General features: G+C 66.5%; 21 protein-coding genes and 1 riboswitch. Of the genes, 10 read left to right on the forward strand and 11 right to left on the reverse strand.

What is annotated here, in order from left to right:
- Positions 1-125: 125 nt before the first annotated feature.
- Complete coding sequence (locus tag ORI27_RS19275) at positions 126-2351, reverse strand: NADP-dependent isocitrate dehydrogenase (protein ID WP_265998693.1); 2226 nt, start codon at positions 2349-2351, stop codon at positions 126-128.
- Positions 2352-2533: 182 nt separating this feature from the next.
- Positions 2534-2653: riboswitch (SAM riboswitch) on the forward strand.
- Positions 2654-2828: 175 nt separating this feature from the next.
- Between ORI27_RS19275 and ORI27_RS19280 the strand changes: the two genes are divergently transcribed.
- The 3 genes from ORI27_RS19280 to ORI27_RS19290 are packed head-to-tail and all read left to right on the forward strand — an operon-like array spanning position 2829 to position 6060.
- The gene (locus ORI27_RS19280) at positions 2829-4178 is read left to right on the forward strand and encodes a bifunctional o-acetylhomoserine/o-acetylserine sulfhydrylase (protein ID WP_265998691.1); all 1350 of its coding nucleotides are present in this window, start codon (positions 2829-2831) and stop codon (positions 4176-4178) included.
- Between the two features lie 11 nt (positions 4179-4189).
- Positions 4190-5329 (forward strand): homoserine O-acetyltransferase MetX, encoded by a 1140-nt coding sequence (gene metX, locus ORI27_RS19285; protein ID WP_265998690.1) that lies wholly within the window; start codon positions 4190-4192, stop codon positions 5327-5329.
- Positions 5326-6060: a class I SAM-dependent methyltransferase gene (locus tag ORI27_RS19290; RefSeq protein WP_265998688.1), complete on the forward strand. Its 735-nt coding sequence runs from the start codon at positions 5326-5328 to the stop codon at positions 6058-6060. Before metX ends, ORI27_RS19290 begins: the two co-directional genes overlap by 4 nt.
- 86 nt (positions 6061-6146) lie before the next feature.
- Here the strand turns inward: ORI27_RS19290 and ORI27_RS19295 are convergent, their stop codons facing one another.
- On the reverse strand, positions 6147-6431 hold the full coding sequence (locus tag ORI27_RS19295; RefSeq protein ID WP_323055631.1) for a DUF3017 domain-containing protein: 285 nt from the start codon (positions 6429-6431) through the stop codon (positions 6147-6149).
- Between the two features lie 41 nt (positions 6432-6472).
- Positions 6473-7333 (reverse strand): bifunctional methylenetetrahydrofolate dehydrogenase/methenyltetrahydrofolate cyclohydrolase, encoded by an 861-nt coding sequence (locus tag ORI27_RS19300; protein ID WP_265998686.1) that lies wholly within the window; start codon positions 7331-7333, stop codon positions 6473-6475.
- 70 nt (positions 7334-7403) lie between these two features.
- On the opposite strand from ORI27_RS19300, the gene ORI27_RS19305 reads away from it, so the two are divergent.
- From ORI27_RS19305 to ORI27_RS19315, 3 genes are read left to right on the forward strand one after another with little or no spacing between them, the layout of a single operon-like run.
- Positions 7404-8603, forward strand: coding sequence for an NADH:flavin oxidoreductase (locus ORI27_RS19305; protein WP_265998685.1), 1200 nt, complete (start codon positions 7404-7406; stop codon positions 8601-8603).
- A 37-nt stretch (positions 8604-8640) separates the two neighbouring features.
- Positions 8641-11220, forward strand: a complete 2580-nt coding sequence (locus tag ORI27_RS19310; RefSeq protein WP_265998684.1) for an ATP-binding cassette domain-containing protein — start codon at positions 8641-8643, stop codon at positions 11218-11220.
- Between the two features lie 14 nt (positions 11221-11234).
- Positions 11235-11402, forward strand: coding sequence for an MmpS family transport accessory protein (locus ORI27_RS19315; RefSeq protein ID WP_410174323.1), 168 nt, complete (start codon positions 11235-11237; stop codon positions 11400-11402).
- 114 nt (positions 11403-11516) lie between these two features.
- Here ORI27_RS19315 and ORI27_RS19325 read toward each other — a convergent pair whose 3' ends face one another.
- The 5 genes from ORI27_RS19325 to ORI27_RS19345 are packed head-to-tail and all read right to left on the reverse strand — an operon-like array spanning position 11517 to position 15997.
- Entirely contained in the window at positions 11517-12068 is a 552-nt protein-coding gene (locus ORI27_RS19325; RefSeq protein ID WP_265998683.1) for a pentapeptide repeat-containing protein, read from the reverse strand.
- Positions 12069-12076: 8 nt separating this feature from the next.
- The gene (locus ORI27_RS19330) at positions 12077-12658 is read right to left on the reverse strand and encodes a GTP-binding protein (RefSeq protein ID WP_265998682.1); all 582 of its coding nucleotides are present in this window, start codon (positions 12656-12658) and stop codon (positions 12077-12079) included.
- Positions 12639-13010, reverse strand: coding sequence for a DUF742 domain-containing protein (locus ORI27_RS19335; RefSeq protein ID WP_265998681.1), 372 nt, complete (start codon positions 13008-13010; stop codon positions 12639-12641). The genes ORI27_RS19330 and ORI27_RS19335 overlap by 20 nt, the downstream gene beginning before the upstream one ends.
- A 6-nt stretch (positions 13011-13016) precedes the next feature.
- Positions 13017-13445, reverse strand: coding sequence for a roadblock/LC7 domain-containing protein (locus ORI27_RS19340; protein ID WP_265998680.1), 429 nt, complete (start codon positions 13443-13445; stop codon positions 13017-13019).
- Positions 13442-15997 (reverse strand): ATP-binding protein, encoded by a 2556-nt coding sequence (locus ORI27_RS19345; protein WP_265998678.1) that lies wholly within the window; start codon positions 15995-15997, stop codon positions 13442-13444. The genes ORI27_RS19340 and ORI27_RS19345 overlap by 4 nt, the downstream gene beginning before the upstream one ends.
- A gap of 443 nt (positions 15998-16440) precedes the next feature.
- Between ORI27_RS19345 and ORI27_RS19350 the strand changes: the two genes are divergently transcribed.
- Positions 16441-16770: a hypothetical protein gene (locus ORI27_RS19350; protein WP_265998677.1), complete on the forward strand. Its 330-nt coding sequence runs from the start codon at positions 16441-16443 to the stop codon at positions 16768-16770.
- Positions 16771-16833: 63 nt separating this feature from the next.
- Positions 16834-17286 (forward strand): tRNA (cytidine(34)-2'-O)-methyltransferase, encoded by a 453-nt coding sequence (locus ORI27_RS19355; RefSeq protein WP_407666371.1) that lies wholly within the window; start codon positions 16834-16836, stop codon positions 17284-17286.
- A gap of 33 nt (positions 17287-17319) precedes the next feature.
- Here the strand turns inward: ORI27_RS19355 and ORI27_RS19360 are convergent, their stop codons facing one another.
- Positions 17320-17961, reverse strand: a complete 642-nt coding sequence (locus ORI27_RS19360) for a nitroreductase family protein (protein ID WP_265998674.1) — start codon at positions 17959-17961, stop codon at positions 17320-17322.
- A gap of 23 nt (positions 17962-17984) precedes the next feature.
- Between ORI27_RS19360 and ORI27_RS19365 the strand changes: the two genes are divergently transcribed.
- Positions 17985-18395, forward strand: a complete 411-nt coding sequence (locus ORI27_RS19365) for a TIGR03667 family PPOX class F420-dependent oxidoreductase (RefSeq protein ID WP_265998673.1) — start codon at positions 17985-17987, stop codon at positions 18393-18395.
- A 27-nt stretch (positions 18396-18422) separates the two neighbouring features.
- Here the strand turns inward: ORI27_RS19365 and nirD are convergent, their stop codons facing one another.
- Both nirD and nirB read right to left on the reverse strand, forming a co-directional pair.
- Positions 18423-18773: a nitrite reductase small subunit NirD gene (gene nirD / locus ORI27_RS19370; RefSeq protein WP_265998672.1), complete on the reverse strand. Its 351-nt coding sequence runs from the start codon at positions 18771-18773 to the stop codon at positions 18423-18425.
- A complete protein-coding gene (nirB, locus tag ORI27_RS19375; RefSeq protein ID WP_265998671.1) occupies positions 18770-21322 on the reverse strand; it encodes a nitrite reductase large subunit NirB in 2553 nt (850 codons plus the stop codon). The genes nirD and nirB overlap by 4 nt, the downstream gene beginning before the upstream one ends.
- Before the next feature lie 466 nt (positions 21323-21788).
- Here nirB and ORI27_RS19380 point away from each other — a divergent pair, with 466 nt between their 5' ends.
- The gene (locus ORI27_RS19380) at positions 21789-23180 is read left to right on the forward strand and encodes an MFS transporter (RefSeq protein WP_265998670.1); all 1392 of its coding nucleotides are present in this window, start codon (positions 21789-21791) and stop codon (positions 23178-23180) included.
- Positions 23181-23243 lie beyond the last annotated feature (63 nt).

Raw genomic sequence — 23243 nt, forward strand, 5'->3', positions numbered from 1 at the left:
CTTCATGGTTGACCCCGCCCGTCTGCGACGCAAGCACCTCACCAGGCCGAACACCACGGCCAAATTTTCATCCTCCACCACCGGGCGCAGCCCCCCAGACAGCTGCTCGCGCAGGGGAACGCCCGTCAGGCGAGTGCGGAGTTGAAGGTCTTGCTCGGGCGCATCACCGCGGCGGTCTTCTCGGCGTCCGGGTAGTAGTACCCGCCGATATCGGCCGGCTTGCCCTGAACTTCGTTGAGCTCGGCGACGATCGCGTCCTCGTTCTCGGCAAGTGTCTTGGCCAACGGCGCGAAATGCTCGGCCAGGTCCTTGTCCTCGGTCTGCTCGGCGAGCGCCTGCGCCCAGTACAGCGCGAGGTAGAACTGACTGCCCCGGTTGTCGAGCTCACCGGTCTTGCGCGACGGACCCTTGTTGGCGTCCAACAATTCTCCGACCGCGGTGTCCAAAGTCGTCGCCAACACCTTGGCCTTGGCATTGTCGGTCTTGTTGCCCAGGTCCTCGAGGCTGGCCCCGATCGCCAGGAACTCGCCGAGGGAATCCCAGCGCAGATGGTTTTCCTCCACCAACTGGCTGACGTGCTTGGGGGCTGAACCACCGGCACCCGTCTCGTACATGCCGCCGCCGGCCATCAGCGGCACGATCGACAGCATCTTGGCGCTGGTGCCCAACTCCAGGATCGGGAACAGGTCGGTGAGGTAGTCGCGCAGGATGTTGCCGGTCGCCGAGATGGTGTCCTGGCCGCGGATCAGCCGCTCGAGGGTGTACCGCATCGCCCACACCTGCGGCAGGATCGTGATCTCCAGGCCCTCGGTGTCGTGATCCTTGAGGTAGGTCTTCACCTTCTTGCGCAGCTCATTCTCGTGCGGCCGCTCGTCATCCAGCCAGAACACCACCGGCATCCCGGACAGCCGCGCGCGGGTGACGGCCAGCTTGACCCAGTCCCGGATCGGGGCGTCCTTGACGATCGGCATCCGCCAGATGTCGCCCTCTTCGACGTTCTGCGTCAGCAACACCTCGCCGGTGTCGTTGTCGACGATGTCGGCGACCCCGTCCTCGGGGATTTCGAAGGTCTTGTCGTGGCTGCCGTACTCCTCGGCCTTCTGCGCCATCAGACCGACGTTCGGGACGGTGCCCATGGTGGTCGGATCGAACTGGCCGTTGGTCTTACAGAAGTTGATGACTTCCTGGTACATCCGAGAGAAGGTCGACTCCGGGTTGACCGCCTTGGTGTCCTTGGTACGCCCGTCGGCGCCGTACATCTTGCCGCCGGCCCGGATCATCGCCGGCATCGAGGCGTCGACGATGACGTCGCTCGGGGAATGGAAGTTGGTGATCCCCTTGGCCGAGTCCACCATGGCCAACTCGGGCCGGTGCTCGTGGCAGGCGTGCAGGTCGCGAATGATCTCCTCGTGCTGCGAGGCGGGCAGCGAGTCGATCTTGTCGTAGAGATCGGACAGGCCGTTGTTGACGTTGACGCCCAACTCGTCGAACAGCTTCTGGTGCTTGGCGAAGGCGTCCTTGTAGAACACCTTGACCGCGTAGCCGAACACGATGGGATGGCTGACCTTCATCATGGTCGCCTTGACGTGCAGCGAGAACATCACACCGGTCTTGTAGGCGTCCTCGATCTGCTCTTCGAAGAAGTCGCACAGCGCCGTCTTGCTCATGAACATGCTGTCGATGACGTCGCCCTTGTCGAGCTTCACCTCGGGCTTGAGCACGATGGTTTGGCCACTCTTGGTCTTGAGTTCCATCCGGACCTTGCGGTCGGAGTCCAGCGTCAGCGACTTCTCGCCGTGATAGAAGTCGCCGTGCTTCATGGTCGCGACGTGAGTGCGCGACGCCTGCGACCACTCGCCCATGCTGTGCGGATTCTTCCGGGCGTATTCCTTGACCGCATTGGGCGCACGACGGTCCGAGTTGCCTTCGCGGAGAACCGGATTCACCGCGCTGCCCAGCACCTTGGCATAGCGGGCCTTGATCTCTTTTTCCTCGTCGGTCTTCGGGTCGTCCGGGTAGTCCGGCAGGTCGTAGCCCTTGCCTTTGAGCTCTTTGATGGCGGCGACCAGCTGCGGCACCGAGGCGCTGATATTGGGCAGCTTGATGATATTGGCCTCAGGGTGCTTGGTCAGCTCGCCCAGTTCGGCCAGGTTGTCGGGCACCTTCTGCTCGTCGGTCAGCCGGTCGCTGAACTCCGCGAGGATGCGGGCGGCCACCGAGATGTCACTGGTCTTGACGTCGATGCCGGCCGGCTCGACGAAGGCCCGCAGGACCGGCAGAAATCCGTACGTCGCCAGCAGCGGCGCCTCGTCGGTGAGCGTGTAGATGATGGTGGGGTGCTCGGCGCTCATGTGCTGTTGTCTCCCGGGCGTCAGTCAGTCAGGTGCGGTGGCGAATATCAGTATCGCGTCGCATCCGACGCTACGTGATCGCGGTCGCGGGATCCGTGCAGAGGTCTACGTCACAGTGCCTACCCGGGTCTCCCAGATATCCCGCTGGCCTCCCCTTACAAAGGTGCGCTACGCTTTGGGTCGGTCATGAGCGCCAGCGTCAAGCCCCGGCTCGCTGGCCGGCAACCCTCCAACCGCGGTGGGGTGCTCCGGGTGAAGACCAGGTTGAGCAGCCGCAACCGGCTGCACGGCAAGCGCGGGTCCGCTTGAACGGGCCCCCCGAGTAGACAGGGAAACCTGATGCGTACCCGTTTGGGGCCTTGTATGAGCCACTGTTACTGAACCCACCGCCACGGCGCGCGCGTCATCCTGTTGACCCAGCTGCACCGGGCAAACCCCAGCTGACCTGACCCTTTCCTCCTGAGGAGCACCTTTTCCATGAGCGCACCAGAGACCGATCCGAGCGCCACCTGGTCGTTCGAGACCAAACAGATCCACGCCGGCCAGACCCCCGACGTCGCAACGCACGCCCGGGCCCTGCCGATCTACGCGACCACCTCGTACACCTTCGACAACACCGACCACGCCGCCGCACTGTTCGGGCTGGCCGAGCCCGGCAACATCTACACCCGGATCATGAATCCGACCACCGATACCGTCGAGCAGCGCATTGCGGCGCTGGAGGGTGGCGTCGCGGCCCTGTTCCTGGCCTCCGGCCAGGCCGCGGAGACGTTCGCGATCCTCAACCTGGCCAGCGCCGGCGATCACATCGTGTCGAGCCCGCGGCTGTACGGCGGCACCTACAACCTGCTGCACTACACGCTGCCCAAGCTGGGTATCGAGACCACGTTCGTGACCGATCCCGACGACCCGGAGTCCTGGCAGGCTGCCGTCCAGCCGAACACCAAGGCGTTCTTCGGCGAGACGATCTCCAACCCACAAATAGATGTGCTGGATATCCCGGCTGTGGCCAAGGTGGCCCACGACAACGGGGTGCCGCTGATCGTCGACAACACCATCGCCACTCCCTACCTGATCCAGCCGATCGCCCACGGCGCCGACATCGTCGTGCACTCGGCGACCAAGTACCTCGGCGGTCACGGCTCGGCGATCGCCGGCGTGATCGTCGACAGCGGCAAGTTCGACTGGACCAGCGGAAAGTTCCCGGGCTTCACCACTCCCGATCCCAGCTATCACGGCGTGGTGTTCGCCGAACTCGGCCCGCCGGCGTACGCGCTGAAGGCCCGCGTTCAATTGCTCCGCGACCTGGGCTCGGCGGCGTCTCCCTTCAACGCGTTCCTGATCGCCCAGGGCCTGGAAACCCTGAGCCTGCGGATCGAACGGCACGTCGCCAACGCCCAGAAGGTGGCCGAATACCTCTCCGGCCACGACGACGTGGTGTCGGTCAACTACGCGGGTCTGCCGACCTCGCCGTGGTATGAGCGGGCAAAGAAGTTGGCGCCCAAGGGAACCGGAGCGGTTCTCGCCTTTGAACTGGCCGGCGGCGTCGCGGCGGGCAAGGCGTTCGTCGACGCTCTCACCCTGCACAGCCACGTCGCCAACATCGGTGACGTGCGATCACTGGTGATCCACCCGGCCTCGACCACTCACCAGCAGTTGTCCGCGGACGAGCAGCTGGCGACCGGTGTCACGCCGGGGCTGGTACGACTCGCCGTCGGGCTCGAGGGTATCGACGACATCCTGGCCGACCTGGAGCGCGGCTTCGCGGCCGCCAAGTCCGTGTCGGAGGCCGAGTCTTCGGACCCGCGGGCCGTGGCGGCCTTTTGAGTGAGCCTGACATGACTATCAGCGATGAACGCATAGTGACCCTGCCGGCCGAGGGTGAGATCGGCGTCGTCGACATCGGCCCGCTGACGCTGGAAAGCGGAGACGTGCTCGACCACGTCTCGATCGCCGTGCAGCGCTGGGGTGAGCTCTCCCCGGCTCGCGACAACGTCGTGGTGGCGCTGCATGCCCTCACCGGTGACTCTCATCTGACCGGACCGGCCGGTCCCGGCCACCCCACCCCGGGCTGGTGGGACGGCGTGGCAGGGCCGGGCGCACCGATCGACACCAATCGCTGGTGCGCGGTGGCCACCAACGTGCTGGGTGGTTGCCGCGGATCCACCGGGCCCAGTTCACTGGCCCGCGACGGTAAACCGTGGGGGTCCCGCTTCCCGATCATCACGGTGCGCGACCAGGTCAACGCCGATGTCGCCGCGCTGGCGGCGCTCGGCATCACCGAGGTCGCCGCACTGGTGGGCGGTTCGATGGGCGGCGCGCGCGCCCTGGAGTGGATGGTCGCTTACCCCGAGCGGGTGCGGGCCGCCCTGGTGCTGGCCGTCGGCGCCCGAGCCACGGCCGACCAGATCGGCACCCAGAGCACCCAGATCGCGGCGATCAAGGCCGACCCGAACTGGCAGGGCGGCGACTACCACGGCACCGGCCGCAATCCCGATGTCGGGCTGCAGCTGGCGCGCCGGTTCGCCCACCTGACCTACCGCGGCGAGCTCGAGCTGGACAACCGGTTCGGCAACGGAGCCCAGGATGATGAGGACACCCTGGCCGGCGGCCGCTACGCGGTGCAGAGCTACCTGGAATACCAGGGCACCAAGCTGGTCGAACGGTTCGACGCCGGCAGCTACGTGACACTGACCGAGACGCTGTCCAACCATGATGTCGGGCGCGGGCGCGGCGGGGTGGCCGCCGCCCTCGGGTCGTGCCCGGTTCCCACCGTCGTCGGGGGGATCACCTCCGACCGGCTCTACCCACTGCGGCTGCAGCAGGAGCTGGCCGGCTTGCTGCCGAACTGTTCGGGCGTCGACGTCGTCGAGTCGATCTACGGCCACGACGGCTTCCTCGTGGAAACCGAGGCCGTGGGCGGGTTGATCCGCCAAACCTTGGAACTGGCCGACGGCAAAGGTGCCCGCACCCTGTGACCGAGTCGCGGCGGATGCGTTCACTGTCCTTCGGGTCCGAGGCCGCCGCCTACGAGCGCGGGCGCCCGTCGTACCCGCCGGAAGCCATCGACTGGTTGCTGCCCCCCGGTGCGCGCGACGTGCTCGACCTCGGTGCCGGTACCGGCAAGCTGACCACCCGACTGGCCGAGCGTGGCCTCGACGTGGTGGCGGTCGACCCGTTGGCCGAGATGCTGGAGCTGCTCAGCTCGGCACTGCCCGACACCCCGGCGCTGCTGGGCACCGCAGAACAAATCCCCCTGCCCGACAACAGCGTCGACGCGGTTCTGGTGGCTCAGGCCTGGCACTGGTTCGATCCGCAGCAGGCGGTCACCGAGGTGGCCCGGGTGCTGCGGCCGGGTGGGCGGCTGGGGCTGGTGTGGAACACCCGTGATGAGCGCCTGGGCTGGGTCAAGGATCTCGGCAGCATCATCGGCCACGAGGTCGATCCGTTCAGCAACTCGGTCACCTTGCCCGAACCGTTCGCCGACCTGGCCCGCCACCACGTGGAGTGGACGAGTTACCTGACGCCGCAAGCGTTGATCGACCTGGTGGCATCGCGCAGTTACTGCATCACCCAACCGGCTGCGGTGCGCACCCAGACGCTGGAGGAAGTCCGCGAGTTGCTGGCCACCCATCCCGCGCTGGCCAATTCGACCGGACTGGCACTGCCCTACATCACGGTGTGCATCCGGGCGACACTGGCGAGCTGAGGGCGGTAGCAGACCGCGCGCCGAGACGGCACTTATTCGCGCCCCTACTCGCGAAACGTGTACATGTTCCGCAGTCTCGGCGAGGGCTACGACGTGCCCAGCGGGTCGATCGTCCACGCGATGTACACCATCGCCACGCACACCGTCGTCATGGTCGCGAAGTCCAAGCCACGGGAGCGCACCACCAACAGCCCCGCCCGCTCTTCGGTCAGCATGAGGCGCAATGCGGCGGCCACGCCGACCGCGATGCCGATCAGCAGCGAACCGCGGCGCCAGAATCCCGCCGCCACCAGGATGAAGGCGACTACGAAGATCACCCCGACGCCCAGGATCGGCCACTGCGAACGCACCACCCGCCCCGTGAAGGCCACCGCCTCCGCACGCGTCGGCAGCCGGCGCCTCGCCCGGGCGGTCACTGGGCCGCTTCGGCCAGTTCGACGACGTTGGTGAGCAAGAACGCCCGGGTCAGCGGACCCACCCCGCCGGGGTTGGGTGACACCTGCCCGGCGACCTCCCAGACATCAGGATGCACATCACCGGTGAGCTTGCCGTCCACCCGGCTCACCCCCACGTCGACGACGGCCGCACCGGGCCGCACCATGTCCGGCGTCAGCATGTGCGGCACACCGACGGCGGCCACGATGATGTCGGCCTGCCGGGTCAGCGCGGGAAGGTCACGAGTTCCGGTGTGGCACAACGTCACCGTGGCGTTTTCACTGCGGCGGGTGAGCAACAGCCCCAACGGGCGGCCCACGGTGACACCACGGCCGATCACCACCACGTGCGCCCCGGCGATCGGTACCTCGTAGCGGCGCAGTAGGTGCACGATGCCGCGGGGAGTACACGGTAAGGGCGCGGCTGGGCCATGTCCAGCGCCGAGGACCAGGCGGCCCAGGTTCGTCGGGTGCAGCCCGTCGGCGTCCTTGGCCGGGTCGACCCGTTCCAGCGCGGCGTTCTCGTCGAGGTGGCGCGGCAACGGCAGCTGCACGATGTAGCCGGTGCACTCCGGGTTGGCATTGAGCTCATCGAGCGTCTCGTCGAGTTGCGCCTGGCTGACGTCGGCGGGCAGGTCACGACGGATCGACGTGATACCGACCTTGGCGCAGTCGGAGTGCTTACCGCGTACATAGGCGTGCGAACCGGGGTCGTCGCCGACCAGCACGGTGCCCAATCCCGGCGTGCGTCCCGCGGCGGTCAGCGCCGCCACCCGCTCTTTGAGATCGACGAAAATCTCGTCACGGGTGAGCTTGCCGTCCAGGGTGATAGCGACCACGCGGCACATTCTTCCATCGCACCGGGAGCTGTCGTTGACAGCATGGAGTACCGCGTGGTCAGCTGCGGTAATGAACAGTGCGCCAGATGTGTTCAGCCCGGCCAAACTCGGCCCCATCACCTTGCGTAACCGCACCATCAAGTCGGCGACGTTCGAGGCCCGCACGCCCGATGACGTCGTCTCCGATGACCTGATCGCCTTCCACCGGGCCGTCGCCGCGGGTGGCGTCGGCATGACGACCGTCGCGTACACCGCGGTGAGCCAGGGCGGCCGCACCAACGGCGGACAGATCTGGATGCGCCCCGCGGCCGTCCCCGGCCTGCAACGCCTCGCCGATGCCGTGCACGCCGAGGGCGCGGCGATCAGCGCCCAGATCGGCCACGCCGGCCCGGTCGCGAACGCACGCTCGAACAAGGCACAGGCACTGGCCCCGGTCCGGTTCTTCAACCCGCTGTCGATGAAGTTCGCCAAGCACGCCAGCCGAGACGACATCAATGACGTCATCGCCGCCCATGCGTCGGCGGCCCGGTTCGCCATCGACTCCGGTTTCGACGCCGTCGAAATCCATCTCGGCCACAACTATCTGGCCAGCTCGTTTCTGTCGCCGCTGGTGAACCGGCGCAACGACGAGTTCGGCGGATCCCTGGAAAACCGGGCCAAGGTGGCCCGAGGCATCGTGGCGGCGGTGCGCCGTGAGGTCGAACGCCTCGGTCCCGCCCCGATCGCGGTGACCGCCAAGCTCAATATGGCCGACGGGGTGCGCGGCGGCATCAGCATCGAGGAGTCGCTGCAGACCGCCAAGTGGCTGCAGGACGACGGCGGGCTGGACGCCATCGAACTGACCGCGGGCAGTTCGCTGCTCAACCCGATGTACCTGTTCCGCGGCGACGCCCCGGTCAAGGAGTTCGCCGCGGCGCAGAAGTGGCCGCTGAATTGGGGCATGCGCATGACCGGCAAAAAATTCATGCGCGAATACCCCTACCGGGAGACCTATCTGCTGCGCGACGCCGAGCAGTTCCGCAAGGAGCTGACCATGCCGCTGATCCTGCTCGGCGGCATCACCAACCGCGAATCGATGGACCGGGCGATGGCTCAGGGCTTCGAATTCGTGGCGATGGGCCGGGCCCTGCTCGCCGAGCCCGATCTGCTCAACCGGATTAAGGCCGACGGCGACGCACATTCTGTGCAGTCGCGATGCACGCACTGCAACAAATGCATGCCGACGATCTACTCACGGACCCTCTGTGTGGTGACGGGCGGTCCGGCCTGACGAGCCGAGTGCGTCGCTACCGATAGAGTTGGCGTCGATGAGTCGACCAGCCGCGCCAGTGCTGACAGTTCGGTACGACGGGTCGGAGCGCACCTTCGCCGCAGGGCACGATGTCGTGGTCGGCCGCGACCTGCGCGCCGACGTGCGCATCGCCCACCCTTTGATCTCCCGCGCCCACCTGGTGCTGCGCTACGACCACGGCCGGTGGATGGCCGTCGACAACGGTTCGCTCAACGGCATGTTCGTCAACGGCCGCCGGGTGCCTTCGGTGGACATCACCGATGGTCTGTCGGTCAACGTCGGCAATCCGGACGGGCCCGCGATCGGCTTCGGGCTGGGCCGCGCCCAAGGTTCGGTGGGACGTCCGCCGCAGACCTCCTCGGTGCGCCTGGCCGCGCCACTGTCCTCGCCGTCGTGGCCCGCCGCCCCCACCCGGGGCCCGGCAACGGGCGGAGCATGGCCGCAGTCACCGTCACAACCGCAACCGACATACCAGCCGCCGGCGTATCCAACGGGTGGTTCGCACCCGCCACCGACGTACCCGACCCGGCCGCCGACTGCGTCGGGGCCGGTGGCACCCCCGCCCGCGTCGGCGCCGACCCAGCTGCGACCGGCGGTCGGCAAGCAGGCGGGCACGTCGAACATCGCGACGTCGATGCTCAAGATCCTGCGCCCGGGTGCGCCCAGCGAGGTGCCGCCCGGCGGGATCAAGATCGGTCGGGCAACCGACAACGACATCGTCATCCCCGACGTCCTGGCGTCGCGTCACCACGCCACGCTGATCCCGACCCCGGGTGGGACGGAGATCGTCGACAACCGCAGCATCAACGGCACGTTCGTCAACGGCAGCCGGGTCGACAGCGCGATGCTGGACGAGGGCGATGTCGTCACCATCGGCAACGTCGACCTGGTCTTTGCCGGCGGCACGTTGGTCCGGCGCACCGAGACCGAGGCCGCCACCGCCACCGGCGGCCTGGATGTGCGCGCGGTGACCTGGACGATCGAGCACAACAAGACGCTGCTGGACAACATCTCGCTGACGGCGCGGCCCGGCACCCTGACCGCGGTGATCGGCCCGTCCGGTGCGGGCAAGTCGACGCTGGCCCGGCTGATCGCCGGCTACACCCATCCGACAAGTGGCACAGTGACTTTCGAGGGTCACAACATCCACGCCGACTACGCTTCGCTGCGCTCCCGGATCGGTATGGTGCCGCAGGACGATGTGGTGCACGGTCAGCTGACGGTAAACCAGGCGCTGTTGTATGCCGCCGAACTGCGGCTGCCACCGGACACCAACAAGGAAGACCGCCAGCAGGTGGTGGCCCAGGTGCTCGCCGAGCTGGAGATGACCGAGCACGCGAACACCCGGGTGGACAAGCTGTCCGGCGGGCAGCGCAAGCGCGCGTCGGTGGCCCTGGAGCTGCTGACCGGACCGTCCCTGCTGATCCTCGACGAGCCGACGTCGGGCCTCGACCCGGCCCTGGACCGCCAGGTCATGACGATGCTGCGCCAGCTTGCCGACGCCGGCCGCGTGGTGCTGGTGGTCACGCACTCGTTGACCTACCTCGACGTGTGCGACCAGGTGCTGCTGCTGGCGCCCGGCGGCAAGACCGCGTTCTGCGGACCGCCCAGCCAGATCGGCCCGGCGATGGGCACCACAAACTGGGCCGACATCTTCAGCGCCGTCGCCGGTGATCCCGACGCCGCCTATCACCGCTACCTGGCGCATGCCGGCCCGACTCCCCCGCCGCCGCCGCTGGAGGCCCCGTCGGACATCGGCGCACCGACCCACACCAGTCTGTTCCGCCAGTTCTCCACGATCGCGCGCCGCCAGATGCGGCTGATCATCTCCGACCGCGGTTACTTCGCCTTCCTGGCTCTGCTGCCGTTCATCATGGGCGTGCTGTCGTTGTCGGTGCCCGGCACCGTCGGATTCGGGGTGCCGGATCCGATGGGTGACGCCCCCAACGAACCCGGCCAGATCCTGGTGCTGCTCAACGTCGGCGCCATCTTCATGGGTACCGCGCTGACGGTTCGCGACTTGATCGGCGAGCGGCCGATCTTCCGTCGCGAACAGGCCGTTGGTTTGTCGACGACGGCCTACCTGCTCGCGAAAGTCTGCATCTATGCGGTTTTCGCGATCGTGCAATCCTCGATCGTCACCGCGATCACCATCGCGGGCAAGGGCAGCCCGACGCAGGGATCTCTGACGTTCCTGAGCCCGACGGCGGAGCTGTTCGTGGTGATGGCCGCGACGACCGTCACGGCGGCCATGGTGGGCCTGGCACTGTCCGCACTGGCCAAGTCCAATGAGCAGATCATGCCGTTGCTGGTGGTCGCGGTCATGAGTCAGCTGGTGTTCTCCGGCGGCATGATTCCGGTGACGGGGCGTGTGGTGCTCGATCAGTTGTCCTGGTTCACCCCGGCCCGGTGGGGTTTCGCCGCATCGGCGTCGACGATCGATCTGATCAAGCTGGTGCCGGGACCGTTGACGCCCAAGGACCGGCACTGGGAACACACCGCGTCGGCCTGGTGGTTCGACATGGCGATGCTCGGAGTGTTGTGCGTCGGGTATCTGAGCCTGGTGCGGTGGAAGATTCGGCTGAAAGGCGCGTAACCGGCGAGAAGCCGGTGTTGAGCCCGGCGTGGACCACCACAGATCCGTCGGCCTCGCCGAACATCCTGGCCCAGGGTGACAGGGACACCATCAGGTGTCGGATCACCGTCGATGACGTACGGTCAGCGAATTCGCCGGCGACATCGACCCCGATCTGTGGCGCCGACACGTGGCACTACTGATCGAGGGTATGCGTCACCGTCCGGACCAGGCGCCGTTACCGGTCGAGGCGCTCAGTGAGGAGGGCCTCGACGGCGCGATGCACACGCGGGCGCCCGCGGGCAGCCCCGTGAAGCTCACTGACCGCTGACGTCCAGGCCGTGCGCGACGGCGAATGCCAGCCCTTGGGCCACGTCGATGAGTGCGCCCCGGCAGGCGGCCGTGGTCCACAGCGTGGCGTCGATGCGCGCGCCACGCAGATCGGCCTGTTCGAGGCGCAACCCGTTGGTGCGCGCCCCGGTCAGGTCGGCTCCGCGCAGGATGGCTTTGCGTAAATCGGTTTGAACCAAACTGGTTTCGCGCAGCCGGCACCCCGAGAGATCCACGCCGCGCAGGTCTGCACCGCCGAGGACGGCGAGCGTGAAGTCGACCTCGTCACAGACCATCGGCCGAAGCCGGCAGTCCTCGAAGGTCGATCCGAGCATACTGCAGTTTCGGAAGGTGCTGTGCCACAGCGTAGTCCGCTGAAACCGACAGTTGCGAAACGCTGATCCGAGGTGAACCGACTCGGATAGGTTGGCGCCGCCGAAGTCGCACTCGGTGAAAACCACCCGCTCGGTCTGCAGGCCGGAGAGATCTTCATCGCGAAAGTCGCGGTCGGTGAATTCAGAATCGGTCCAGTGCGGCACGTGCCCCTCTAGGGATGGTCGGGGGTCAGGCGCGCCAGCGCGTATTCGCTGATCGCGATCAACGCGTCGGTGGCCGATTTGCGGTCCCTGGCGTCGAGGCTCAGTACCGGGGTCGCGTCCGGCAGGGTCAGTGCGCGGCGCACCTCATCAGTGGGATATCTTGGCGCTCCGTCGAATTCGTTGACAGCGATCAGGAACGGCATCTTGCGGTGTTCGAAGAAGTCGACGGCGGCAAAGCTGTCCTGCAGGCGGCGTACGTCGACCAAAATTATCGCACCGATCGCACCGCGCACCAGGTCGTCCCACATGAACCAGAACCGGCGCTGCCCCGGGGTGCCGAACAGGTAGAGCACCAGGTCACGACCGAGGGTGATCCTGCCGAAATCCATCGCCACCGTCGTCGTCGACTTGCCCGGTGTGTCCGCCAACGCGTCGACCGCGACGGATGCGTCGGTAACCATCGCTTCGGTGCGCAGCGGCATGATCTCCGACACCGCCCCGACGAACGTCGTCTTGCCGGCGCCGAAACCACCCGCGACGACGATCTTCGTCGAGGCGGATGCCCGCCCCTCAGAGGGCTCGTAGGCCACGAAGCGTCCTTCCGATCAGATCGCGGCGCTCGTCGGGTGTCGAGCGCTCGGTCAACGTGGTGTGTACCCGAAGATAACCCGCTGCGACAAGGTCACCGACGAGGACGCGCGCGACACCGAGCGGGAGATCCAGCAGCGCCGAGATCTCAGCCACCGACGGGCTGTCGGCGCACAGCCGACAGATCCGTCCGCGCATGTCCGCCGACGGCCAATGGTGCGCCAGGGCGGACGGCAATGTCTGGATCGGGGCCTCGACCGGAAGCTCCACGGTGGTGTTGGTACGCCCCGCTGTGAGCGTATACGGACGGACGAGGTTCGCCGGTGCGGGCCGCGACGGCTCCGGAGTGTCCATGACCAGCTACGACGGTTGCCGGGTGGTACGCCGGGACGAGGAGACCACATTGCCCACTCGCTCGACCAAAACTGCCATTTCGTAACCGATTTGGCCAATATCGCAATTGGAAGCGGCCAAGGTGGCCAAGTGCGAGCCATCCCCAACCCGCATCACCAACAGGTAGCCGCCTGCCATCTCCACTACCGATTGCAGGACCTGCCCCGCTTCGAAGAGCTGGGCCGCGCCGGCGGCCAGGCTGGCCAGCCCCGAAGTCACCGCGGCCAGCTGCTCGGCACGCTCACGTGGCAGCTGCTCGCTGGCCGCGATCAACAGGCCGTCGACCGACACCAGCACCGCATGGGAGACGCCGGGAACATCGCGGGTGAAATTGGACACCAACCAGTCCAGCGAGTTGTTCGGCGGGCGAGGCGGATTGGTCGGCGGATTGGTCATTGTGGATCTCGTCCGTTCTCCGCGGATCCGTTCTGGATATCGGAACGCGCGGCCCGCACGCCGCCGAAATGGCTGCTGAAGGAGGCTCGAACCGCATCGGGGTCACGTTGGGGGAGCTCGGGGGCCGACGGCAGGTCCGCCGCCCCGGGCACCAGCCTTGCCCCGGGATCACGCACCGGTAAGCCGTGCTCCGTGTGGGTCTGTACCGGTACGTTGTCCACCTCGGCCGCTGTCTCCCAGCCGTTGTCCCACACCGACTTCCAGTCCTGGGGCACCACCAGCGTGTGTGGGTCGACCATGATCTCGTTGAGCATCTTTTGATAGATGTAGTCGGTGTCGGTGTCCTCGGCGCCGGGGGCCGAAAGGTCGGCGGCAAGCACATCCATGTCGCTGATGTCGATGTTCTCCTCACGCGACTCTTCGGCGCGGGTGCGGGAGGTGAAGAACGGCGCGGTGTCCGAGGGATGCTCGTTGGCCGTGGCGGGCACCTCGCCTCGGCCACCCCCGAACCACGGCGAGGGCACCGGTTCGGCCTCGGGTTCGGGCCGCGGCGCCCCGGTGATCCCGCTGGAACCCGGCGACCGCTGCGGCAACCCGGTCCCCGCACCCGGCCCGGGCTGCTCCGGGGCCACCGCCGCGAACGATCCTGCGGGTAGTTCTTCGGACCCGTGGGCCTCGGCTGGTGCGTCGTAGCGCCGTGCGTCGGCGCTGATCGGTGCGCCGTGTTCGAGCAGTTTCGGCGGGACATAGAGCTCCACGGTGGTCCCCGAGGACGGCTCGCCCTCCACGGCGTTGCGCAGCCGCACGGCCATCCCGTGCATGTGCGCGAGCCGGCCGACCACGAACAGCCCCATGTGCCGGGTGTTGTCCTGGCTGACCTCTCCGCCGGCGTGTAGCCGCATATTCGCGATACGCAGATCGCTTTCGGTCATGCCGATCCCGTCATCGTGCACCTCGATGATCACCCCGGCATTGCTGGTGTGCACCGCGCTGACCCGTACCGATGCGATGGGCGGTGAATAGCGCAACGCGTTGTCGATGAGCTCGGCCAGCATGTGCACCGCATCGGCGGAGACACGGCCGACCAGCGACGAGTCCGGCAGCTCACCGACTTCGACCCGCTTGTAGTCCTCGACCTCGGAGACCGCGGCGTTGACCGCGCTGGCCAGCGGCAGGGACTCACGGTGGTCGCGGGACACTTGGGCGCCGGCGAGTACCAGCAAGTTGGAGCCGATGCGGCGCATCCTGGTGGCCAGGTGGTCCAGCCGGAAGAGATTGTCGAGGCGCTCGGGATCGTCCTCGCTCTTCTCCAGCCGGTCGATGAGGGCGAGCTGCTGGTCGACCAGCGAGCGGTTGCGCCGCGACATCGTCTCGAACATCTCATTGATCACCAGCCGCAACCGCGCCTCGTCACCGGCCAGCAGCAACGCCTGAGCGTGCAGTTCGTCGATCGCGTGCGCCACCTGGCCGATCTCTTCGGTGGTGTAGACGGGCAACGGCTCGGGCTCGCGTTCGTCACCGGCCCGCACCCGAGCGATCCCCTGCTCGAGATCGGTATGCGCGACCCGCAGGGCGCCGTCACGCAAGACCCGTAGCGGCCTGATCAACGACCGCGCCACCACGAACACCACCACCAGCGCAACGATGAACGCCGCCGCTACCAGCAGGGAATCTCGGATGACCGCGGAGCGCCGGTCGGTGGCCTGCTGCTGGACGGCCGCGGTGACCTTCTCGGTGGTGTTCTTGATGACCTGAGCGGCGATGGTGTCGGTGGCCTGCAGCGATTGAGTCAGGTCGGGGTTGCCGACCAGCACGGCGTCGGGGTTGGACATGATGTCCATCCGCCGGACCATCTCGCTCTGCAACGCCGTCGCGTCCGGGGAGCCGACGCCGAGCACCTGGCTCATGCCGAACAACGTCGACGGCTCGGTGCCCGCCAGCGTGATCATCGACGTGCGCAGTTCCGGCTCGGCCAGGTCACCGCCCTGTTCGACGAGCAGTTGCTGCATCAGCATCTGTCCGCGGGCGCCCACGGCACGGCTCAGCCCCTGGGTCTGTGCGCGCAGTTTCTCGTCGTCGAGACGCACCGACCCGTTGATGGCGTCCTCGGCCGTCAGCAGGATCGGCGCGTAGGTGGTGATCCGCTCGCGCAGCCCGATCGCATCAGCCGAAACCGCACCGACGAGCTGCTGGCCACCGGTGAGCAGGTTGGTCACCCCGGTGCGGACGTCGGGAGCGACGTCGGTGGAGTTGAGCTTGTTCTGCAGCGTGGCTGTGGCTTTGTCGAATGTGTTTGCTTTCCCCTGGGTGTCCCCGCCTGAGGAGGAGGCCAGCAGGACACCTTCCACCGCACTGACATAGCTCTCGATCACCGGGATCATCTCGACGCGATCGGCTGCCACCTGCAGATCCCGTGCCGAGTTGACCTCGTCCCAGAGACGGGCGCCGGCGAAGGCGAGCGCCAGGGCCAGCGGAACGGCCACGATCGCAATGACTTTGCCGCGCACCGGCCAGTTGCGCGGTGACCACCGCGACGGCCGCTTCGGCTGCACGGCTGTTGGCTGGGGACTGCCGGAGGTCGGCTGGTCCACCCCCTGCGGGGCGGCGCTGAAATTCAGTGTTCTCGCCTACTTCATCCGGACTTCCTGGTCATCGCGGCCCGTGTCGACGACGAAGCGGCGAATAACCCCTGGCAATTCGTCGAGTATGACAGCCATCGCCCCCCATCTCCAGAGTCGTTACTGAACAGAGAGATACCGGCGCGACCTGGGCCGTTGTCCCAATCGGATGGCGAGCAAATTGCGCTGCCGCGCAACTGACATCATCAACCGATGTTTCGGGTGATGTTCTATTCGCCGCGTATCGCAACAAAGTCATTTTCACGTCAGGCGGAGCAGGGACCATCGGCCCTATAGAACGCCGAAAGCCGGGCGCATTCTTGACGCCGAGTCCATTCAGACTCGCATTCTGCATTCGATCCTGGAGGAGCGCGACCATGGCCGAGAACACCGAAAAGAAGACTGCGGCAGAACGAGCGTCGGACCTGACGGAACGGGCGGTAACCCTGTCCGACGACGTGCTCAAGTCGGTCGAATCCGGGCAACGGAGCGCGATCGACGCCGTGCGCAAGTTCGTTGGCACTGTCGATGAGTCGATGCCCGCACACGACGACGACCATCCCTCAAGACGCGACACCATCGTCAACGCCGCCCTCGATATGGCGGACAATCTGGTCAAGACGCAGTACGAGTTCATCCGAAGCGTCGTTGGCAGCGCCAGCGAAGCGCTCAAGAAGCAGGGCGACGCAAAGCCGGATGCTGATTAATCGCGCTGCCTGCTAGCCTGGCTGCCGGCGCACCGAGGACGGGGCGGCGTTGTGTTCAAAGTGATGTTCTATTCGCCGCGCATCGCACCCAACACCGGCAATGCGATCCGCATGGTGGCGGCCACCGGATGCGAACTGCATCTGGTCGAGCCGATGGGCTTCGACCTATCCGAGCCGAAGCTGCGCCGCGCCGGGCTCGACTATCACGACCTCGCGTCGGTGACGGTGCACGCCGGCCTCGAACGCGCATGGGCCGCGCTGGGCGATGCCCGGGTGTTCGCGTTCACCGCGCACGCCGGGCGATCGTTCGCCGATATCGCTTACCGGCCGGGCGATGTATTGCTGTTCGGTCCCGAGCCAACGGGCTTGGATGACGTGACGCTGGCCGACCCGCACATCACCGAACAGGTGCGGATCCCGATGCTGCCCGGCCGGCGGTCACTGAATCTGTCCAACGCCGCCGCGGTGGCGGCCTACGAGGCGTGGCGGCAGTACGGGTTCAGCGGGGGCGCGTAGCGACGGGCCGGAGCGACCCCCGGATGGGCACAGTCACCAGCTGTCCCAGTGGGTGAGGTCCTCGGCCGGCAGCCGCTTGGCGGGTTTGAAGTCGGTGCCCTTGGTGTAGGTGATCGGCCACAGCCCACCCTGGGCGTAATGCTCGAACGGAATGCCGAGCACCTCGGCCGCCTGCTTCTCCCCGTCCCCGATCAGGTGCAGCGTCGTGTACGCCGAACCCAGACCGCGCGACCGCAGGGCGAGCATGAAACTCCACACCGCTGGCAGCAGCGACCCCCAGTAGGACGCCTGCATGCCGGCGGGGGCGCCGTCGGGGCGTCCCTCCAGGCAGGGGATCAGAAACACCGGTGCCTTCTCGAGGTTCTCGTTGAGGTACTTGGCCGAGCTCAGCACCGAATCCATCTGCTGGTCACGCATGTCGCCGCGCACCGGTTTGGGCAGGCCGAGATAGGGCGTGGCATTAGCCCGGTAGATGTCGGCCAGCGCCTTCTTCTTGGCGGCGTCCTCCACGAACACCCACTGCCACCCCTGGGCATTGGATCCGGTGGGCGCCTGCAGTGCCAGGTTCAGACACTCCATCAACACCTCACGCGGCACCGGCCGGTCGAAGTCGAGCCGCTTGCGAACCGATCGAGTGGAGGTCAGGAGTTCATCAACGGTCAGATCGAGTGTCACGACCAGAGACTACATTCGGGCCTATGGGAACTGAACTGACCAAAGAAGTGGCCGATCGACTCACCGGCGACAGTTACGGCTGGCTGACCACAGTCGCCAAATCCGGCCAGCCGGTGCCCAAGTTGGTGTGGTTCTACTTCGACGGCACCGATATCGTCGTCTACACCGAGCCGAACACGGCCAAGGTTCGCCACATCCGAGCGCATCCTCGGGTCAGCCTGAACCTGGATTCCGACGGCAACGGCGGGGGCATCATCGTCATCGGCGGCCCAGCAATCGTGGACAACGAGGACGCGGATCCCCGCGACGATGCCGCATTCTGGGCGAAATATGCCAATGCTGCAGCGCAATTCGGCCTCACCGACGCGATGGGCGGGTACCACCTGCGGCTGCGAATCAGCATCGACAAAGTGTGGACCACCCCGACGGCGTAGCCGGCTAGGACACACTGGTCGCAGTGCTCAGCAGGAGCCGACCTGAACCCATCCGTCGGCAGTAACCCTGGTCGTATACACCGCCACGGCCAGTCGCGGGTCGTCCAGACACGTTCCATCGTCAAAGGCGAAGGCCTGCTTCTTGATCGGCGACTGGACGCATGACCTGCCGGCCCGGTCACCCACGACACCGCGGGACAGCACCGCCGCGCCGGAGAACGGATCGATGTTGCCCAATGCGTGCAAAGACCCGTCGTCGAGGAGGAACAACGCCGCCTGGGAGCCGTCCTCGAGGAGCACGCCGACACCTCGACCCGGTATCAACCGCTCGTAGGCGCAAGCCGTCGTCCAGACCCGGGTATCGTCGAGTAGCGTCACGATTGCTCCTTCAGTTGCGGCATGCCCAGAACCACAGGCACCTTGCGCCCGGACCGTTCGGTGAACTCGACGGTGGGGTCGGGAACGTCGGGTGCGTTGACGAATGACACGAACCGGGACAGTTTGTCCGGGTCTTCCAGCACACCCTTCCACTCACACGCGTAGCCCGCGACATGTGCGGCGATCGCCGCCTCGAATTCCCCGGCCAGGCCCAGTGAGTCGTGGCAAACCACGTCCCGGACATGATCGAGGCCTCCGTCGAGAGCCTCCATCCACGGCGCGGTTCGTTGTAACCGGTCTGCGGTGCGGATGTAGAACATCAGGAACCGGTCGATGTAGCTCACCAACGACTCGGTGTCCAGGTCCGAGGCCAGCAGTTGGGCGTGCCGCGGGCTCATCCCGCCATTGCCGCCGACGTAGAGGTTCCAGCCCTGCTCGGTAGCGATCACCCCGACGTCCTTGGACCGAGCCTCCGCACATTCGCGGGCACAGCCGGAGACGCCCATCTTGATCTTGTGTGGTGCGCGCAGGCCGCGGTAGCGGAGCTCGAGATCGATGGCCAGCTGCACCGAATCCTGTTGCCCATAACGGCACCAGTCGGTACCGACGCAACTCTTGACCGTGCGCAACGCCTTGCCGTAGGCGTGCCCGGACTCCATCCCGCCGTCGACCAGCCGGCGCCAGATCCCCGGCAGCTGATCGACCCGAGCACCGAACATGTCGATGCGCTGCCCCCCGGTGATCTTGGTGTAGAGACCGTAGTCGCGGGCGATCTCGCCGATCAGGATCAGATGTTCGGGGGTGATCTCGCCACCAGGAACCCGGGGCACCACCGAATAGCTGCCGTTGCGTTGGATGTTGGCCAGAAAATGGTCGTTGGTGTCCTGCAGCGAAGCCTGCTCGCCGTCGAGGATGTGGTCTGAGCCGGTGGAGGCCAGGATCGACGCGACCGCAGGCTTGCAGATGTCGCAGCCCTTTCCGGTCCCGAACTTGGCGATCAGCCCGGAAAACGTCCGGATTGATGTGGCGCTGATGATCTCGAACAGTTCGGCTCGCGACTGGCCGAAGTGCTCACACAGGGCAGTGGACTGCTCGACCCCCTCGGCATCGAGCAGTTGCTTGAGCAACGGCACGCACGACCCGCAGGAGGTTCCCGCCGCGGTGCAGTTCTTCAGCGCGGCAACGTCAGAACAACCGTCGGCGATAGCGGCGACCAAGTCGCCCTTGCTCACGTTGTTGCAGGAACATATCTGCGCCGCGTCCGGCAGCGAACCCACGCCGAGCGCCGCCCCGCCGGAGTCGGCCTGCGATCCGGCGATCAGCGCCAGCGGATCCCCCGGCAGGCTGCTACCGATCATGGGCCGCAACACCCCGTAAGCCGACGCATCGCCGACCAGGATGCCGCCCAACAGCGTGGTCGCGTCGTCGGAGAGGACCAGTTTCGCATACGTCTGGCGGACCGCGTCGTTGACGACGACCTCAAGGCAGTTATCCGAAACACCATGCGCATCACCGAAACTCGCCACATCGACGCCCAGCAGCTTGAGTTTCGTCGACGTGTCCGCTCCGGGGAACTCGGCAGATCCGCCGAGCAGCCGGTCGGCGACGACCTCGGCCGAGGTGTAGCCCGGCGCCACCAAGCCGTAGCACCGACCCTGGATCGCTGCCACCTCGCCGACAGCGAAGATGTCGGGATCGCTGGTCGCGCAGGTGAGGTCGGTCATGACACCGCCCCGCTCGGCAACGTGCAAACCGGCGGCACGGGCCAGTTCATCGCGCGGGCGCACGCCAGCGGCAAAGACCACGACGCCGGCCTCGATCACCGTCGAGTCGCTCAGCTCCACCCGCAGGCTGCCGGACTCGTCGGCGTCGATCGACTCCGTCCCCACCCCGACGTGCACCTGGATGCCCAGATCGGAGATCATCTTGACCAGCAGCGTTCCGCCACCTTCGTCGAGCTGCTGGGCCATCAGCCGGGGAGCCCGCTCCACCACGTGGGATGTCATGCCGAACCCACGCAGGGCGTTGGCCGCCTCCAAACCAAGCAGGCCGCCGCCGATCACCACACCGGACTTCGAACGTCCGGCCCGCATCGCGGCGACCGCACCGGCCCGGATGGCGTCGAGGTCGTCGAGGGTCCGGTAGACATGACAGCCGGGAAGGTCGTGACCGGGCACCGGCGGGACGAAGGCATACGAACCGGTAGCCAGCACCAGCGCGTCATAGCCGATGACGCCCCGGGGCGTCGTCACGGTCCTGGCTGACCGGTCGATAGCGGCGACCGCGCCGCCGAGCGACAGGGTGACTTGATCGTCGTCGACGTAGGTGTTGCCGGACAACGCCATGCGCGCACGGTCCCAATGTTCGGTGTATCCGGTCAGGCCCACCCGGTCGTATGCAGGATCGGCCTCTTCACCGAGAATTGTTACTCGCCAATAATTCTCGGCATCACGCGAGCGCAACGCCTCGACCAGGCGATGGCCCACCATGCCATGACCCACGACGACAAGGTGTTTCGAACCTGTGCGACCGTCTCGATGCGACACCATGCCGCCACCCTACGAATCCGATGTTGCGAACTTGATCGGAGCGTGTGAACGCACCATCACTGTGTGCTCACATGGCAGTCGGCCACCCGGTGAGATCTGTCTGCGAACCATCCAGGGGCGGGAATTTAGTGGTTGCAGGGCTTCGTATTCCACGGCGGCCTTCTGGATTCGCGGGTACCTAGCCATTGGCTCCCGCCCGCGGCATCGTCACCCGATCGACCGACCCGAAACTAGGAGCCGATTGTTTCGCCTGTATTTCCGACATGGGTCAACGATGAATACCGATGCTGGCAAAGCGATGTGGGGCGCGCTGAGAAGTTAGTTGCGGCAGATTAACCGTGACAGGTCGCTGGTGTAACACGAGATCCTTAGCGTTGTCGGCATCGCAACACCCGGATCAGAGGTTCTCACCCACTTTGCGGGGCCGTCCCACCGGGCCGGGGCCGTCGTCAGACAGGAAGTCCGAATGACCATCACCAGCACTGAGCCCACCCTCGACTCAGGCGCCACCTCGACCCGAAAGGGAAAGCACTGGATCGAGCACTGGACGCCCGAGGACCCGGAATTCTGGTCCAGCGTCGGCCGGCCGATCGCCCGCCGCAATCTGATCTTCTCCATCTTCGCCGAGCACATCGGATTCTCGGTGTGGCTGCTGTGGAGCATCGTCGTGGTTCAGATGACCGCCGGTGCGAACGGGGCCGCGACGGCGTCGGGCTGGGCACTGACCACCACCCAGGCGCTGTGGCTGGTGGCGGTGCCCAGCGGCGTGGGCGCGTTCCTCCGGATCCCCTACACCTTCGCGGTACCCGTGTTCGGCGGGCGCAACTGGACGGTGATCTCGGCCATGATGTTGCTGATTCCGTGTCTGTTGATGGCCTGGGTCGTCACCGATCCGAGCATCAACTTCGCCGTCCTGCTCCTGATCGCGGCCACCGCCGGCTTCGGTGGCGGCAACTTCGCTTCCTCGATGGCCAACATCTCGTTCTTCTACCCGGAGAAGGAGAAAGGTTGGGCGCTGGGCCTCAATGCTGCCGGCGGCAACATCGGCGTTGCCGTCGCGCAAAAACTCATCCCGATGGTTGTGGTGGCCGGCGGCGGACTCGCCCTGTCCCGCGCGGGCCTCTTCTACGTTCCCTTCGCCATCACCGCAGCGGTATGTGCGTTTCTGTTCATGAACAACCTTTCCGAGGCCAAGGCCGACGTGAAACCGGTCTGGCAGTCGCTGCGGCACGCCGACACCTGGGTGATGTCGCTGCTCTACATCGGCACGTTCGGATCGTTCATCGGCTACTCGGCGGCGTTCCCGACGCTGCTCAAGGCGGTCTTCGGTCGCGGTGACATCGCGTTGGCGTGGGCGTTCCTCGGTGCGGGCATCGGTTCGATCGCCCGCCCGCTGGGCGGCAAGCTGTCCGACCGGGTCGGTGGGGCACGGATCACCGCGATCAGCTTCGTGATGCTGGCCCTGGGCGCCGCGGCCGCGCTGTGGTCGGTGCAGGAAAAGAATCTGCCGGTCTTCTTCGCCGCGTTCATGTTCCTGTTCGTCGCAACCGGAATCGGCAACGGCTCGACCTACCGGATGATCTCGAAGATCTTCCAGGTCAAGGGCTTCGACGCCGGCGGTGATCCCGACACCATGGTGTCCATGCGGCGGCAGGCGGCGGGCGCGCTGGGTATCATCTCCTCGGTCGGCGCGTTCGGCGGGTTCATCGTCCCACTGGCGTACGCCTGGTCAAAGGCGACCTTCGGCAACATCGAGCCCGCACTGCAGTTTTACGTGGTGTTCTTCCTGCTGCTGCTGGGCGTGACCTGGTTCTGCTATCTGCGCAAGGGCACCCGGATGGCACAGGCCGGAGTCTGAGCGCCCAGCCGACGGGCGGCATGGCCCGATGACCTGAGAGGAGACCGCGGCGTTCGTGGCCGG

Origin of the sequence: Mycobacterium pinniadriaticum (assembly GCF_026242045.1) — a bacterium.
Taxonomy (GTDB): Bacteria; Actinomycetota; Actinomycetes; order Mycobacteriales; family Mycobacteriaceae; genus Mycobacterium; species Mycobacterium pinniadriaticum.

What these genes read in the sequence shown, in the direction of transcription:
- ORI27_RS19275 (WP_265998693.1), bottom strand. Translation starts at nt 2,351, where the DNA reads ATGAGCGCCGAGCACCCCACCATCATCTACACGCTCACCGACGAGGCG.
- ORI27_RS19280 (WP_265998691.1), top strand. Translation starts at nt 2,829, where the DNA reads ATGAGCGCACCAGAGACCGATCCGAGCGCCACCTGGTCGTTCGAGACC.
- metX (WP_265998690.1), top strand. Translation starts at nt 4,190, where the DNA reads ATGACTATCAGCGATGAACGCATAGTGACCCTGCCGGCCGAGGGTGAG.
- ORI27_RS19305 (WP_265998685.1), top strand. Translation starts at nt 7,404, where the DNA reads ATGAACAGTGCGCCAGATGTGTTCAGCCCGGCCAAACTCGGCCCCATC.
- ORI27_RS19310 (WP_265998684.1), top strand. Translation starts at nt 8,641, where the DNA reads ATGAGTCGACCAGCCGCGCCAGTGCTGACAGTTCGGTACGACGGGTCG.
- ORI27_RS19335 (WP_265998681.1), bottom strand. Translation starts at nt 13,010, where the DNA reads ATGGACACTCCGGAGCCGTCGCGGCCCGCACCGGCGAACCTCGTCCGT.
- ORI27_RS19340 (WP_265998680.1), bottom strand. Translation starts at nt 13,445, where the DNA reads ATGACCAATCCGCCGACCAATCCGCCTCGCCCGCCGAACAACTCGCTG.
- ORI27_RS19350 (WP_265998677.1), top strand. Translation starts at nt 16,441, where the DNA reads ATGGCCGAGAACACCGAAAAGAAGACTGCGGCAGAACGAGCGTCGGAC.
- ORI27_RS19355 (WP_407666371.1), top strand. Translation starts at nt 16,834, where the DNA reads ATGTTCTATTCGCCGCGCATCGCACCCAACACCGGCAATGCGATCCGC.
- ORI27_RS19365 (WP_265998673.1), top strand. Translation starts at nt 17,985, where the DNA reads ATGGGAACTGAACTGACCAAAGAAGTGGCCGATCGACTCACCGGCGAC.
- nirB (WP_265998671.1), bottom strand. Translation starts at nt 21,322, where the DNA reads ATGGTGTCGCATCGAGACGGTCGCACAGGTTCGAAACACCTTGTCGTC.
- ORI27_RS19380 (WP_265998670.1), top strand. Translation starts at nt 21,789, where the DNA reads ATGACCATCACCAGCACTGAGCCCACCCTCGACTCAGGCGCCACCTCG.